This is a genomic window from Rhizobium sp. AN6A (assembly GCF_900215635.1).
GTDB classification, from domain to species: Bacteria; Pseudomonadota; Alphaproteobacteria; order Rhizobiales; family Rhizobiaceae; genus Agrobacterium; species Agrobacterium tumefaciens.
This window is the reverse complement of sequence record NZ_OCNC01000003.1, coordinates 1,051,697-1,066,706: the sequence shown is the minus strand read 5'-3', so window position 1 is coordinate 1,066,706 and position 15,010 is coordinate 1,051,697. Positions and strand designations below refer to the sequence as shown.

Genomic DNA, 15,010 nt, shown 5'->3' with positions numbered 1-15,010 from the left:
GGGCAGCTCCAGACTCAGTAGGGGCCGGTGCGAGAGGTGAACAGCTCATATTCATGCAAAATGGGATCGTCGTTCATTGCGGCGAAAATGGGAGCGAGCCGGTCCGACCATTCGGCAATCCCTCCCTCATCCGCGATCAAATCCTGCCGAACTTCGAGAAGCGCATGCGGTATGCCCTTCATCATGCAATGGCGATACATGGTATCGCCCTTCAGCGCCCCGTCATAGGGTTCGTTGTCACCAACGAGAATGTCGCCGGTCGCGCGCAGATGCGCCAAAAGCGGATCGACGGCACGATTATCCGTGTCCCAGAGAACCGCGGCATGCCAGGGCCGCGGTGTTTCTTTCCAGAACGGCGTGTACGAATGCAGCGACAGAACAAGCGGCGCTTCCCCCGACGACTGCGCTACACCGGTAAGCACGCGATCGACGGCATTGTGATAGGGACGATGAAAAATCTCGATCCGTCTTTGCCATTCCTCATCCGAAATCGGGTGGTTGCCGGGGATGATCGCCCCGTCCGAAATCTTCATGATAAGGGTCGGATCGTCTTCGCCGCGATTGGGGTCGATCAGGAGGCGCGAAAATCGCCCAAGCACGGCCGGCACGCCGAGGCGGGCCGCAAGAGAGCGCGTCAGCCCTTCAATGCCAATATCAAATGCGATGTGACGATGAAAAGCGGTTTGCGGAAGGCCAAGTTTGCCGTAGTGTGCCGGCAGGAGGTTCATGGCATGGTCCGCCAGAAGAACCATGCCTTTGTCATAATCGCCTTCTATGATTTCATAGGGTATGAAGTCGTTCATCGATAATTTTCTGGGGCAGGATTGAGGAGAAAAGCTTGATGGCATGGCTTGAGGCCGGGCGCAAGTTTCGGCGACAGAACAGCCATCTACCTTATCGCACTCACGATCCCACGAACAATATAATCGATTAAACTCGCGTTGACTTTCTTTGGCGGCCACGCCAAGAAGTGTGTTCATTATAACCATGGAATCCGGATGGAAGCCGTGACTCAGTCATCTCTCGCTCTTCCTCGCCACTTTCGGCATCTTGCCCGTCTTTTCTCCGCAGCGGCATTGTTTCTGACCCCGTTTGTCTTCGTGGAGGCCGCGCATGCGGATTTCCGCGTCTGCAACAGCACGCAAAACCTCGTGGGGGTCGCAATCGGCTACCGGGCGCAGGACGGCTGGGTCAGTGAAGGTTGGTGGCAGGTCCCCTCCTCAACCTGCGCAACGCTGATAGAGGGTGAGTTGCAGTCGCGTTATTATTATCTTTATGCCGAGGACGCCGCTCATGGCGGCCGCTGGACCGGTGACGTCAACATGTGCGTGGCGGAAAACGAGTTCAAAATCGCCGGCGTAGACGATTGTTATGCCCGCAGCTTCCAGAGAATGGGTTTCAAGGAATATGACACGGGCAGACAGGGCAGCTGGATGGTCCAGCTTTCCGATACGCCAGGCACACAGGGAAATCAAAACTGATGAAGCGTAACCGCAAAGTCAAAATTCTTGCAACTCTCGGCCCCGCCTCTTCCGACGAGGCAATGATCGAAAAGCTGCATCTGGCCGGCGCCGATCTCTTCCGCATCAACATGAGCCATGCGAGCCACGACGTGATGCGGACGCTGATTGAGCGTATTCGCTCCGTTGAAAGCCGTAACGGTCGTCCCATCGGCATTCTGGCCGACCTGCAGGGTCCCAAGCTGCGCGTCGGTAAATTTGCCGAAACCAAGGTTGATCTCGTTCCCGGCCAGACCTTCACGCTGGACAACAACGATACGCCCGGCGACAACACCCGCGTTTTCCTGCCGCATCCTGAAATTCTCGAAGCGGTCAAGCCTGGCCACCGCCTGCTGATCGACGACGGCAAGCTGCATCTGCGCGCTGAGAAGAGCGACGGCAAGAGCATCGTCACCACTGTTGTTTCCGGCACCCGGATTTCCGACCGCAAGGGTATCAGCCTGCCCGACACCCTGCTCGGCGTCGGCGTTCTGACCGACAAGGACCGCGTCGACCTCGACGCCGTTCTCGCAACCAACGAAGTGGACTGGGTTGCCCTTTCCTTCGTTCAGCGCCCGGAAGACCTGGCCGAAGTGCGCAAGATTTCGCGCGGTCGCGTTGGCCTGATGTCCAAGATCGAGAAGCCGCAGGCTATTGAGCGCATCGAAGAAATCATCGAGCTTTCCGACGCATTGATGGTCGCACGCGGCGATCTCGGCGTGGAAATGCCGCTGGAAGCAGTTCCGGGCATCCAGAAACAGCTGACCCGTGCCTGCCGTCGTGCCGGCAAGCCGGTTGTCGTTGCCACACAGATGCTGGAATCGATGATCACAGCTCCGGTTCCGACCCGTGCGGAAGTCTCGGACGTTGCGACTGCTGTATTCGAAGGCGCCGACGCCATCATGCTCTCGGCCGAGTCCGCGTCCGGCGATTATCCGATCGAAGCCGTATCGACCATGGCATCCATCGCCAGCACGGTGGAACAGGACCCCTATTATTCCAACATCATCTACGCGCAGCGCCCACAGCCGGAAGCGACGGGTGCAGACGCCATTTCGCTTGCTGCCCGCCAGATTGCCGAAACGCTGAAGCTTGCGGCGATCGTCACCTACACCTCGTCCGGCACTACGGGTCTGCGCGCCGCGCGCGAGCGGCCGCAGGTTCCGATCATTGCGCTTTCGCCGATCATCCAGACCGCACGCCGCCTGTCGGTCGTCTGGGGCCTGCATTGCGTGGTTACCGGTGACGCCAGCGATCTGGACGATATGGTGAACCGCGCTTGTCGCATCGTCGTGTCCGAAGGTTTCGGCAAGCCGGGCGACCGCATCATCATCTCCGCCGGCGTGCCGCTCGGCACCCCCGGCGCGACCAACATGGTGCGCATCGCCTATATCGGTTCGGACGGCCAGAGCGGCGTCTGATATCCCGATATCAAGCATAATAAAAAACCCGCCGTCACCGGCGGGTTTTTTATTGGCCTTTCGGCCGCATTGCAGAAAGCGGGGCTCAGTGCATCTTCACCGGCGTGCTGAAACGGCTGGACTCGATCGCCGCTGCACCGGGCTTGAAGCTTGCCGATGTGGCGGAAGCCGACATGTCGTGGCTAAGCATACGGTTGGCGACGACGCGCGGTGCCTTCACCGAACGGCCGGTCGTACCCTTGTTCTGGTTGAGCGCCCAGTCAGAAATCAGATCCTGCGTCAGACGACCACCGCCGACCATGGCCTGATGGGAAACGGCGGCATCCTGCCTGCTCGGGCGTGAGCCCTTGGTCGGCAAGCCGGCCGTCAGCCCACCATTGATGGAGGGTTTCAGATCGAAGGCGTCACCGAAACCTGCCTCTGGCTCAGCCTTCGCCGTTTCGGCGGGCGCGACCGTAACCTTGTGGTTGACGGCAGCCGGGAACGGCGCGGCTGTCGGCACGGTAGCGGAATTGATCTGCGAACGGGCAGCCTGGCCGCTCTGTTCCAGAGCCGCAACCACAGTCGGCGAAAGCGTATCTTTCCGCTCTTCGGCGAGATCCTCGTCGCCTTCCGGATCGGCATTGGCCTGTGCCAGCAGGGCTTCCGCCACAGCCGGACGATTGGCCGGCACCGGAATAGACGCAAGTTCGCCCGTCGCTGCGGGTGTCGAACCATCTGCGGATGCGGTCAGGATCGATCCTTCAGCGTCGCCACGCATGCCACGCGGCCCAAGAAGCGTCGGCACAGGCACGGATACCTCAGCCAGATCGGCAAACTGCTGACGCTCGGCCGGAGCAGAGGTCGGCGTCGGTGTTGTCGCAGCCTGGAGGGCATCCTGCGCAGCGTTGCGGGCCGGAGAATAAAGCGCGGTGGCAAGGCCGGTGTTGGCCGGAGGCTGGTTGCCGAAAGCTGGACGTGCAATGGGCAGCGGCGCAGTGCTCACACCGGGAAGCGGTTGGGCGGAAGCAACGGCGATCGTCGGTTCTGGCTCAGGTGCTGCAGGCGGTGGCGTTGCAGGGCGAGCGACAGCCGGACGTTCTGCGGGCTGCGGCGTTGCGATGCTATCGGGATCTTCATCCTCGTCGCCTCCGCCAAAGAGCGCCTGCAACAGTGTCTTGCGCTTGCCGCCACCACCGGAGGAAGCAGGGCCGGCACCGGCGCTGGAAGCAACCTGAATGGAAGAGGAATTGACGCGCTTCTTGTAGTCAGCCAGCGCCTGTTCATAACCCGGAAGCGGATTGCCATCGGAAGGAACGTGCAGCGTATTGCCCTTAGGGAAGATACGCACGAGTTCCTGACGGCTCATGCGCGGCCAGGCACGAACGCCACCGACATCCATGTGCACGAAGGGAGAGCCCGAGGTCGGGTAAAAGCCGACGCCGCCAATCTGCATCTGCATGCCGATTTCGCGCAGTGTGGCAAGCTTCACGCCCGGAATGTAAAAATCCATGGCCTTGCCGAGCATATGCTGGCTTTTTTCCGCCACGCCCTTGGTGCGCGTGCGCAGGAGGCCGTTAGTCTCAGGCGAACGGAAGGCCGAAACGACGTTGATGTAATCGGTCGCGCCACTGCGGCGATAGACTTCCCAGACAAGATCGAAAAGACGCGGGTCCATCCGCGTCGGCTGGTTGCGACGCCAGTCACGCAAAAAGCGGTTCAGCTCCTGCAGACCCTTCTGGTCGTATTTTCCATTGCGCTTGAAGGTTATGACCGCCTTCTCGCGTGTATGGATATAATACAGTTTGAGACTGCGCGTTTCGGCGAAAGCTTCCGTCGCCGAGACGCCTGCGAAAGGCATTGCGGCGAGCATCAAGCAGGCAAAGGTGACAGCGCGTGCCGACAGCTTCGTGCATATATCCTTGATCAAGCCGCGCGCGATCTTGGTCGACAGCGCGATATTTCGATGCAGATATGGCAATTCGATCCCCGCCTGGAAGACAATTTATGTCACATTGCCTCAAATGAACGTCAAATACGGTGACACGATGGCAAAATTGCCACACAGATGCAACCTTCCTCTATATAGTGAATCAGCCACTAACAAGAGGTTTATAGACGGTAAGCGGATATCCTTGCTCAGAAGTTAACGAATCTTGCTATCTGCCGTCGAATAGGCGGTTTGTGCAATCAGGCCGCATCCCGCAACGGATCGTCCGGATCAATGCCATAATCCTTCAGCTTGCGATAAAGCGTCGAGCGGCCGATACCAAGTTTCCTTGCGACCTGACTCATCTGCCCGCGATAAAAACGAAGGGCAAAACGGATAAGCTCCTCTTCGATCTCGGCTAGCTTCCTGATATTTCCTGAGTCGTCCATGCTGGAGATCAGGTTTCCTCCCCGGTATATCGTGGTGGAAATATCTGACGCCTCATCCAGAATGGCGTGACTTTCGGCGGCCGGAGGCGGCGGAGAATAGGCGGCGAGTTTCAGCGACGATCCAGACGCTGACCGGATCGACTCACCTGCATCGTCCCCGCCTGCGAATTCCGGCAATTGCAGCGCGATTTGCGGAAAATCGGAATCCGCCAGTTCCTCGCCCTGCGACAGCACGACGGCGCGGAAGACCGCATTTTCAAGCTGGCGGATATTGCCCGGCCAGTCATAGGCCGTTAGCAGTGCCAGCGCGCTGGCATCGAGGCCGACGGGATTTGGCAATTTCTGTTCCACCGAAAAACGCTCCGCGAACACCCGTGCCAGATGGGGAATATCCTCCTTGCGCCGGCGCAACGCCGGAATGGTTATCGGAAAGACGTTGAGGCGATAATAAAGGTCCTCGCGGAAGCGGCCTTCCTTCACCTCTTCGATGAGATTCTTGTTGGTGGCGGAAATCAGGCGGACATTCACCTTCTGCACACGCGCGGAACCGACGGTTTCGATTTCGCCCTGCTGAACTGCCCGCAGCAGCTTTACCTGCACGTCGAGCGGCAGATCACCGATTTCATCGAGGAACAGCGTTCCGCCATCCGCTTCCATGAACTTGCCAACGTGTTTTTCCGTCGCACCGGTAAAAGCGCCTTTCTCGTGGCCGAAGAGAATACTCTCCACCAGATTGTGCGGGATAGCGCCGCAATTGACGGTGATGAACGGTTTGTTCGCCCTGTCGCCAGCCGACTGGATTGCACGGGCGACCATTTCCTTACCGACGCCCGATTCGCCTTCCAGCACCACGGGAATGCTGGACTGGGCGGCGCGCTGCGCCAGTTCTATCACCCTCAGCATGGCCGGGCTTGCGGAAACGATATCAGTAAAATTCACGGCATTGCTCCGTCCGCGCCTGCCCGTGCGGGCCTTTGCCTCTCTCCTGTCGAGCTTGAGGGCATTGGAGATGGCAGCGCCGATCCGTTCCGGCGAGACCGGCTTGACGACGAAATCGAAGGCGCCGGCGCGCATGGCCTGCACGACCGTATCAATGCCGCCCTGCCCCGTCTGGACGATGACCGGAACGTCGGTGCCGAGTTCGCCAACGGCTTTCAGGAAGGCGAGGCCATCCATTTCCGGCATCATCAGGTCGAGGACGACAACATTAATCTCGCCGCTATATTGCTTGAGCAGCTCCAGCCCCGCCCTGCCGTTTTCTGCAAGCAAGGCCAGATGCCCATAACGTTCCACCGCATTTTTGAGCAGGCGGCGCTGGACGGGATCATCGTCTATCACGAGAACATGCGCGGTCATTTTTGGCTCCGGTTTCCGGTTTATGGACCTGCGTCATGCGGTCCCTTGTGGCGCACTCTGGCACGGGAGATTTGAACATCCAGTTTTGAGATTTGCTTGCATTTTATCCATTGCTGCGGGAAACAAAGGCCCCATATGCTGCGCAGGCATAACGACAAGGACGCGTTCGATGACCCTCAATCGCCCAACACCGCACCCCGTATTTTCGCTTGCCGAAACCTCCGGCCCTGTCCTAGGCGACCTGCCCGGCTGGAAACTCTCGGATCTCTATCCCTCGGGCGATTCGCCGGAATACAAGGGCGACATTGAGAAGGCGGCGGCGCTGGCGGCGGCTTTCGAGGACAAATGGAAGGGCAAGCTTGAGACCGCCGCAAAGGCGACGGGCGCCAACGGCATCGGCGCCGCTCTAAAGGAATATGAAGCGCTGGACGATCTTATCGGCCGCATCGGCTCCTTTGCGGGGCTGACGTATTTTTCAGATACGTCCAACCCGGCAAACGGCAAGCTTTACGGCGACGCCCAGGCGAAACTGACTGATATCTCCGCGCATCTGCTGTTCTTCACGCTTGAACTGAACCGCATCGACGACGCCGTGATGGATGCCTGCATGGCAAACGATGCCTTAGCTGGGCACTACAGGCCGTGGCTGGTGGATTTGCGCAAGGACAAGCCGCACCAGCTCGATGACCAGCTCGAACAGCTATTCCTCGAAAAATCGATGACGAGTGCCAGCGCCTTCAACCGCCTGTTCGATGAGACGATGGCCGACCTGCGCTTCGATATAGACGGCGCAAGCCTTTCGCTGGAAGTAACGCTCAATATGCTTCAGGAGCCGGAGCCGGAAACCCGCAAGAAGGCAGCACAGGCGCTCAGCACCACCTTCACCAATAATCTGCGGGTCTTCACCCTCATCACCAACACACTGGCCAAGGACAAGGATATTTCCGACCGCTGGCGCAAGTTCGAAGACATCGCCGACAGCCGCCATCTGGCAAACCGTGTCGAGCGCGAGGTCGTAGACGCTCTGGCTGCCGCCGTGAAAAACGCCTATCCGCGCCTTTCGCATCGTTATTACGCCATGAAGGCGAAATGGCTCGGCATGGAACAGATGAACTACTGGGACCGCAACGCGCCGCTTCCCGATACATCGAACACGATCATTCCATGGGATGAGGCGAAGGACACCGTGCTGTCCGCCTATGGCGATTTTGCGCCGGAGATGGCCGATATCGCCCGCCGTTTCTTCGATGAACAATGGATCGACGCCCCCGCCCGGCCCGGCAAGGCGCCGGGAGCCTTCGCGCATCCGACCGTGCCTTCGGCACATCCCTATGTCCTCGTCAACTACCTCGGCAAACCGCGCGACGTGATGACGCTTGCCCATGAGCTTGGCCACGGCGTGCACCAGGTGCTGGCCGGCGACCAAGGCGCGCTGATGTGCGCGACGCCGCTGACACTTGCCGAAACTGCCTCCGTTTTCGGAGAAATGCTGACCTTCCGCAAATTGCTTGACGACACGAAGAACGTCAGGGAACGCAAGGCCATGCTCGCCCGCAAGGTCGAGGACATGATCAACACGGTCGTGCGACAGATCGCGTTTTATGAATTCGAACGCAAGCTGCACACCGCCCGCAAGCAGGGCGAGTTGACCTCCGAACAGATCGGTGAATTGTGGCTTTCCATTCAGGCCGAGAGCCTCGGCCCGGCGATCAAGATTTCCGAAGGGTATGAGACCTGGTGGACCTACATCCCCCATTTCATCCACTCTCCCTTCTATGTTTATGCCTATGCCTTCGGTGATTGCCTGGTGAACTCGCTCTATGCCGTTTACCAGAAGGCTGAGACCGGCTTTCAGGAGAAATATTTCGAGCTTTTGAAAGCAGGCGGCACCAAGCACCATTCGGAACTTCTGAAACCATTCGGCCTCGATGCGACAGACCCTTCCTTCTGGGACAAGGGTCTTGCCATGATCGAAGGGCTGATCGACGAACTGGAAGCGCTTGATAGCAAACAGGCCTGATCGCCTCCGAAAAATACCGATGACAGGCGACGAGCAAAGGCAATGAAACGCAAACCCGCCGATCTGACCTTGAGAGAAACGCTGCGCTGGGAGCCGCAATCAGGCTTTCAGCGCATTGACCAGCATATGCGCCGGCTATTGCGCTCAGCCGATGCGCTCGGTTTCCGAGCACCGGCCAACGCGGTTCAGGTACTGGAGAAGAAGGTGGGCGGCGAAAGTCCGCTCTGCGTGAAGCTGGTCATGAACTACAAGGGTGAGCTCGATATCGAAACGGCCGACTTTCGGCCGTTGCAGGAGGGAACCGTCTGGCGGATCCGCATCGCGACGCAAACCAGGCTTGATTCCGCCGACACCTTCTATCGCCACAAGTCATCACGCCGGGAACCCTATGATGCCGCCCGCGCCGAATTTTCAGCCGGGGATGCGGACGAGGTTCTGCTGCTCAACGAGCGCGGCGAGTTGTGCGAGGGATCATCGACCAGCATCTTCGTCGAAATGCCGGACGGGCAATTGCTGACGCCGCCGCTCGACAGCGGCATTCTGCCGGGCGTCCTGCGTGCAGATCTCATCCGCCAGCGCAAGGCACGCGGGCAGGCATTGAAGCCGGAGGATATTGCCGGTCGACGGCTGTTCGTGGGAAATTCGCTGCATGGGCTGATTGCGGCGGAGCTGGTTTAAACCGTCACCGACAAAAGCCGGTCGCGGCCCTTTTCCTTGGCAGCGTAAAGCGCCTGATCGGCGCGCATGAAAACATCGTCGGCACTTTCTGCCATCCGATAGGTCGTCATTCCAGCGGAACAGCTATAGGAAAAATCCGGAAACTCGGCCAGCGGTCTGGAAAGCCGCACCTTTTGCAGTAGCCGCTCGACGATCTCCCGGCTCTCAACGACCGAACTGCGCGGCAGGATGATCATGAATTCCTCACCGCCGATCCTGCCAAAACAATCCACCCGCCGGACGACGGAATGGGCAATCCCGACAAAATCGCGCAGCACCGCATCGCCGCATTTGTGGCCGAAACGATCGTTGATGTGCTTGAAAAAGTCGATGTCGAGCGTGCAAAGGCAAAAGGGCGCTTCGAGCCCCTTGCCGACCCGCTCCACCTGCAGCGCGAGTTTGGCGAAAACAAAACGCCGGTTCGCCGTTCCCGTCAATTCGTCGGTCTGCGAGGCGCGCACCGCCAGATCCCGGTCCTGCCGCAGGGTTCTGTAGCCCTGGCGCAATTCGGTGACATCGCTTGCGACACACAGCATCCAGCCATCCTGCTGCACCGTCTCCGTCATCCAGAACCAGCGGCCGTCATACATGTCCATCTCGAAGGCACGATACGGCAGCTTGCCGCGCCGGGACTGCGCCGACAAAAGCCAGCCCTCGAAATCGCTGTTTCTGACGACCACGCCGGTTCGCAGACGGTGGTTCAAGCGCATGATTTCCGCCCAGGTCGAAAAATCATCGTCGGCAAGCTGAAAGCTTTCCCGAAACGACGGGTTGGCATGCCGCAACCGGTCCTCGGAATCGTAAAGTGCAATAAGAACGGGGGTGGCGCTCTGAAGCGCTGCGACACGCTCAATAAGACTATTCAACAGGCAACACTCCTGTGATGACGAAAAGCCCCCTTTTCGTCATCTTGCAAAAGTCCCCCAAGCCTTAGGACATATACACGAAAAGAAGAACTTTATTATAAACGTAGTCTCTAAAATGCGAAGGGGAAGAATGCGGTCGGAAGGTCTCGACTTCAATCTCGCCGGATCGCAACCGCGCAGAACGGGATCACCATACACCAACCAGTTACAACTTTCGCATCCCGGGCTTGCGCCATCGTCATATGTCCGTCATGCACCTGCCCTTTATTGTGGCACGCTTTTATGATCTAGCTTACTTATTGGCTTAAAAAGGAAAAATGACGAATGACGGACGCAAACCATCCGATTTACGGCGATATTGACGGCCCCATCATCATGATCGGCTTCGGCTCCATCGGGCGCGGCACTCTTCCGTTGATCGAACGTCATTTCAACTTCGACAAGACCAGGCTCGTCGTCATCGACCCGCGCGAGGATATCGCAGCGTATCTGGCCGAGAGAAACATTCGCCATATCCGCACGCATCTGACCAAAGAAAACTACAAGGAGGTGCTCAAGCCACTCCTTAAAGGGGTTCAGGGTCAGGGCTTCTGCGTCAATCTTTCGGTCGATGCCGCATCCGTCGATCTGATGAGGCTCTGCCGCAAACATGGCATGCTCTACATCGACACCGTAGTGGAGCCGTGGCCCGGCTTTTACTTCGATGCCGACGCCGACAATGCCTCCCGTACCAATTATTCGCTGCGCGAGACCATGCTGAAAGAAAAGGCTCGGAAACCGGGCGGCGCAACGGCCGTTTCCACCTGCGGCGCAAATCCCGGCATGGTGTCCTGGTTCGTAAAACAGGCGCTGGTCAATCTCGCCAAGGATAGCGGTCTCGACATCGAAGAGCCGCAACCGCATGACCAGCAGGCATGGGCAAAGCTCATGCAGCAGCTCGGCGTCAAGGGCGTGCATGTGGCAGAGCGCGATACGCAGCGGGCAAAAGATCCCAAGCCCTTCGGCGCATTCTGGAACACCTGGTCCGTCGAGGGTTTTATCGCCGAAGGTTTTCAGCCCGCCGAACTCGGCTGGGGAACGCATGAAAACTGGATGCCGAAAAACGCGAAAAAACAAAAAAAGGGCAGCAAGGCAGCGATCTATCTCGATCAGCCCGGCGCCAATACGCGGGTACGGACATGGTGTCCCGGACAAGGGCCGCAATATGGATTTCTGGTCACCCACAACGAGGCGATCTCGATTTCCGACTATTTCACCGTCCGCAATGACGATGGCGATCTGATCTACCGGCCCACCTGTCACTATGCCTACCACCCCTGCAACGACGCCGTCCTTTCCCTGCACGAACTTTTCGGCAATGGCGGCACACCGCAGCCGATCCAGCATGTGCTTGGCGAAGACGAGCTTGTCGATGGTGCCGACGAGCTGGGTGTTCTTCTCTACGGCCATGACAAAAATGCCTATTGGTATGGCTCGCGGCTAACGTTGCAGGAGGCACGGGCGCTCGCCCCCAGCCAGAACGCGACCGGATTGCAGGTCAGCTCCGCGGTACTGGCCGGAATGGTCTGGGCGCTTGAAAATCCGCAAGCCGGCATCGTCGAGGCGGATGAAATGGACTATCGCCGTTGCCTTGAGGTGCAGCGTCCCTATCTCGGACCGGTCGAAGGACATTACACGGACTGGACGCCGCTCGACGGTCGCCCAGGACTGTTTCCAGACAATATCGATACCTCGGATCCCTGGCAGTTCCGCAACATCCTCGTGCGCTGAGGGCGTGGCGTCTCATATTTGTCACGCAGGTGTTTTCATGACGGATGTCAGGAACCCGGGAGAGCAAACAACGTTGCCTTGAAATAAATAACGCTTCACGGCATGGTCGAAGCATCAGGGTTTCATCGAATCGCAGGAGAACAGGCTCATGAACTTCAAGACAAGCGCTGCTTTGCTTTGTGCCGCAATCGCGGTGTCTTCATGCGTTGCGCCGGGTCCCTCCCAGCAGACGTCGATGGCACCCTCGCTTGCCCGCGGCCCGGCCGTGGATGGCCGCTGGATCGACCGCAACGGCATCGTATCGACATTCCAGAACGGTGCTTTCTCCACCCGTTCGACCGATACCAACACGCTTCTAGCATCAGGCACCTATGTCACGATTTCGCCGACGCTCTATGAAATCAACATGACGTCCTTGGTGCGCAACACGCAATCGCGCGTCAACTGCGCGCTCGTCTCCCCGTCACAACTGAATTGCACGACAGACAGCAACAGCCAGTTCTCGCTGACGCGTCAGGGCTGATAACACAGTCTTTTCAATGGCATGATCTTTTAAAACGCACGCCTCAAGCGTGCGTTTTGCTTTATTGCGCCACTGTCACAATTTCCGCTTGCGGCAGCTGCCGCTAAATGGAAACATCGCGCTTTGAAAGACTGACATACTTTCAGACTAGAGAATGAGCACGGCCTGATGATGATCGACCGGCCAAGGCTTCCGCTTTGAACAGGAGAGAGGGACCATGAAGAAAATTTTGAGACTGAGTATGCTGAGCGTTTCAGCGATAACGCTTTCAGCCGGAGCGGCTCTGGCCGATTACGAGCTCAACATTCTTCACATTAACGATTTTCACTCCCGTATCGAATCGATCAATAAATTCGACTCGACCTGCTCGGCGGAAGAGGAAGGCAAAAACGAATGCTTTGGCGGCGCCGCGCGCCTCTTGACCGCAATCAACCAGACAAGGGACGCGCTCAAGGCTCAAGGCAAGAACGTTCTCCTGCTCAATGCCGGCGACAATTTTCAGGGCTCGCTGTTTTACACCACCTACAAAGGTACTGTTGAAGCCGAAGTGCTGAACGCCATGAAGTTCGACGCCATGACCGTCGGCAACCATGAATTCGACGATAGCGAAGACGGGCTTGCGGGCTTCCTCGACAAGGTTCAGTTTCCGGTCGTGACCGCCAATGTGGTTGCCAGCGCCGCCTCGAAAATCGGCGATCGCGTCAAGCCGTCCATCGTCCTTGAAGTCGGCGGCCAGAAAATCGGCATTGTCGGCGCTGTCGCCAACGACACGGCGGAACTTGCGACCCCCGGCCCCAACATCACCATTGCCGAAGATGTCGCGAAAATCAGCGAACAGGTACAGAAGCTGAAAGGCGAGGGTGTCAACAAGATCATTGCGCTGACCCATGTCGGATATCCGCGCGACCTCGAATTCATCGCGAAAATCCCGGATGTGGACGTCGTTGTCGGCGGCCACTCGCATACGTTGCTCTCCAACACCGACCAGAAGGCCGAAGGGCCTTATCCGACACTCGTCGACAATCCCGGCGGCTACAAGGTTCCGGTCGTTCAGGCAGGGCAATACAGCAAATATCTGGGCGACCTGCGCGTCGTCTTCGATGACAGCGGCGTGGTCAAGGAAAGCAAGGGCGATCCGATCCTGATCGATTCATCCTTCAAACCCGACGAAGCAACGCTCAAGCGTATCGATGAACTGAAAGCACCGATCGAGGCGCTGAAATCTAAGGTCGTCGGCACTTCGGAAGGCCCGATCGAAGGTGACCGCAAGGTTTGCCGCGTCAAAGAATGCTCCATGGGTAATCTGGTAGCGGATGCGACCCTTGCCCGCGTCAAGGATCAGGGCGTCACCATCGCTTTCGCAAATAGCGGTGGCCTGCGCTCCTCCATCGATAGCGGCGATGTCTCGATGGGCGAAGTCCTGACGGTTCTGCCGTTCCAGAATACGGTCGCGACTTTCCAGCTGAAGGGCGAGGATATTCGCGCTGCCCTCGAAAACGGCGTTAGCCAGATCGACGATGGCGCAGGTCGTTTCATGCAGGTCTCAGGCATGAAATATTCCTTCGACCGCTCCAAGCCGGCCGGCAGCCGTGTTACTGCGGTCGAGGTCAAGGAGGGCGACGCTTTCGTGCCTCTCGACCCGGCAAAGACCTACACCGTTGCGGCGAATAATTACGTTCGCACCGGCGGCGATGGCTTCAAGGTATTCGCGACCAAGGCGATCAACGCCTATGACTTCGGCCCCAACCTCGAAGAGGCTGTAGCTGCCTATATTACGGCCAACAGCCCCTATAAGCCCTTCACGGACGGCCGCATCACCGAAGTGACGCCTGCCGGTTATGTGGCTCCGGCAAAGCCCGCTGCACCAGCGCCTGCCGCAACAGCACCGGCGGCAACTGCAACCGCTCCGGCCGCCACACCGGCCCCGGCTCCCGCAGCACCTGCCGCGACTGCACCTGCCACCACCACGCCGGCAGCCGCCGCGACTGCCGCCAGCAAATATGTCGTCGCAAAGGGCGATTCGCTCTGGAAGATCGCGGCGGAGAAGTATGGCGACGGTGCGCTTTGGACCAGGATCGCCAAGGCAAACACGCTGAAGCATCCGAACCATATCGAGATCGGCGAGGAACTGGAGGTTCCGGCGCAATAAGCCGCGAACACACAGACAGGGCAATTTGCCGCAGACGGGAAGCCGGCCTCGCACCATGAGGCCGGCTTCTTATTTTCCCTTTAAAAACAGTTCATTACAGGCTGCATTTTATCGAAAGACAATGCGTTCGTTACCGCACTTCGGAAATCACCTCCGCAGGTGGTTCAATCCTTACAAATTTCGTCTAGAACACGTGAACAAATTGACGGCACGAGCGTATAGCTTGAGCATTTCCGGCAAAACCGCGTCACGGTTTGCGTCCGGCCATGTATAAAAACAAAAAATGGAGCGTTTCCGCCCTTTATCCCAAACGGAAACGTTCTCACGCAAC

Annotated in this window: 11 protein-coding genes; 7 read left to right on the top strand and 4 right to left on the bottom strand. The window is 58.3% G+C overall.

Translation table 11 applies throughout. The features are described from left to right. Nucleotides 1-14: 14 nt before the first annotated feature. Nucleotides 15-803, bottom strand: coding sequence for an N-formylglutamate amidohydrolase (locus CRO62_RS08785; RefSeq protein ID WP_097099904.1), 789 nt, complete (start codon nt 801-803; stop codon nt 15-17). Between the two features lie 273 nt (nt 804-1,076). On the opposite strand from CRO62_RS08785, the gene CRO62_RS08780 reads away from it, so the two are divergent. Together CRO62_RS08780 and pyk are read left to right on the top strand one after the other, a co-directional pair. Continuing rightward, entirely contained in the window at nt 1,077-1,481 is a 405-nt protein-coding gene (locus CRO62_RS08780; RefSeq protein ID WP_370647635.1) for a DUF1036 domain-containing protein, read from the top strand. Beyond that, nucleotides 1,481-2,920 carry a pyruvate kinase gene (gene pyk / locus CRO62_RS08775; protein ID WP_003511440.1) on the top strand — a complete coding sequence of 480 codons (1,440 nt, stop codon included), beginning with the start codon at nt 1,481-1,483 and terminating at the stop codon, nt 2,918-2,920. Before CRO62_RS08780 ends, pyk begins: the two co-directional genes overlap by 1 nt. Nucleotides 2,921-3,005: 85 nt before the next feature. On the opposite strand, the gene CRO62_RS08770 is transcribed toward pyk, so the two are convergent. Beyond that, nucleotides 3,006-4,880 (bottom strand): DUF882 domain-containing protein, encoded by a 1,875-nt coding sequence (locus CRO62_RS08770; RefSeq protein WP_174003543.1) that lies wholly within the window; start codon nt 4,878-4,880, stop codon nt 3,006-3,008. 209 nt (nt 4,881-5,089) lie between these two features. Next, nucleotides 5,090-6,634, bottom strand: coding sequence for a sigma-54-dependent transcriptional regulator (locus CRO62_RS08765; protein WP_097099903.1), 1,545 nt, complete (start codon nt 6,632-6,634; stop codon nt 5,090-5,092). Between the two features lie 169 nt (nt 6,635-6,803). On the opposite strand from CRO62_RS08765, the gene CRO62_RS08760 reads away from it, so the two are divergent. Next, nucleotides 6,804-8,654, top strand: a complete 1,851-nt coding sequence (locus tag CRO62_RS08760) for a M3 family oligoendopeptidase (RefSeq protein WP_097099902.1) — start codon at nt 6,804-6,806, stop codon at nt 8,652-8,654. Nucleotides 8,655-8,696: 42 nt separating this feature from the next. Continuing rightward, nucleotides 8,697-9,332 (top strand): aminotransferase class IV family protein, encoded by a 636-nt coding sequence (locus tag CRO62_RS08755; protein WP_097099901.1) that lies wholly within the window; start codon nt 8,697-8,699, stop codon nt 9,330-9,332. Here CRO62_RS08755 and CRO62_RS08750 read toward each other — a convergent pair. After that, nucleotides 9,329-10,237, bottom strand: coding sequence for a GGDEF domain-containing protein (locus CRO62_RS08750; protein ID WP_097099900.1), 909 nt, complete (start codon nt 10,235-10,237; stop codon nt 9,329-9,331). The two genes, CRO62_RS08755 and CRO62_RS08750, sit on opposite strands and share 4 nt — an antisense overlap. Before the next feature lie 324 nt (nt 10,238-10,561). On the opposite strand from CRO62_RS08750, the gene CRO62_RS08745 reads away from it, so the two are divergent. From CRO62_RS08745 to CRO62_RS08735, 3 genes are all read left to right on the top strand, one after another. Then, nucleotides 10,562-12,007 carry a homospermidine synthase gene (locus CRO62_RS08745; RefSeq protein WP_097099899.1) on the top strand — a complete coding sequence of 482 codons (1,446 nt, stop codon included), beginning with the start codon at nt 10,562-10,564 and terminating at the stop codon, nt 12,005-12,007. Between the two features lie 148 nt (nt 12,008-12,155). Further along, complete coding sequence (gene omp10, locus CRO62_RS08740) at nt 12,156-12,530, top strand: outer membrane lipoprotein Omp10 (RefSeq protein WP_003511448.1); 375 nt, start codon at nt 12,156-12,158, stop codon at nt 12,528-12,530. 217 nt (nt 12,531-12,747) lie between these two features. Next, nucleotides 12,748-14,679, top strand: a complete 1,932-nt coding sequence (locus tag CRO62_RS08735) for a 5'-nucleotidase C-terminal domain-containing protein (protein ID WP_097099898.1) — start codon at nt 12,748-12,750, stop codon at nt 14,677-14,679. Nucleotides 14,680-15,010: the final 331 nt, after the last annotated feature.

Coding starts and splice junctions, on each gene's coding strand:
- CRO62_RS08785 (WP_097099904.1), bottom strand. CDS start 803: ATGAACGACTTCATACCCTATGAAATCATAGAAGGCGATTATGACAAA.
- pyk (WP_003511440.1), top strand. CDS start 1,481: ATGAAGCGTAACCGCAAAGTCAAAATTCTTGCAACTCTCGGCCCCGCC.
- CRO62_RS08765 (WP_097099903.1), bottom strand. CDS start 6,634: ATGACCGCGCATGTTCTCGTGATAGACGATGATCCCGTCCAGCGCCGC.
- CRO62_RS08760 (WP_097099902.1), top strand. CDS start 6,804: ATGACCCTCAATCGCCCAACACCGCACCCCGTATTTTCGCTTGCCGAA.
- CRO62_RS08755 (WP_097099901.1), top strand. CDS start 8,697: ATGAAACGCAAACCCGCCGATCTGACCTTGAGAGAAACGCTGCGCTGG.
- CRO62_RS08745 (WP_097099899.1), top strand. CDS start 10,562: ATGACGGACGCAAACCATCCGATTTACGGCGATATTGACGGCCCCATC.
- omp10 (WP_003511448.1), top strand. CDS start 12,156: ATGAACTTCAAGACAAGCGCTGCTTTGCTTTGTGCCGCAATCGCGGTG.
- CRO62_RS08735 (WP_097099898.1), top strand. CDS start 12,748: ATGAAGAAAATTTTGAGACTGAGTATGCTGAGCGTTTCAGCGATAACG.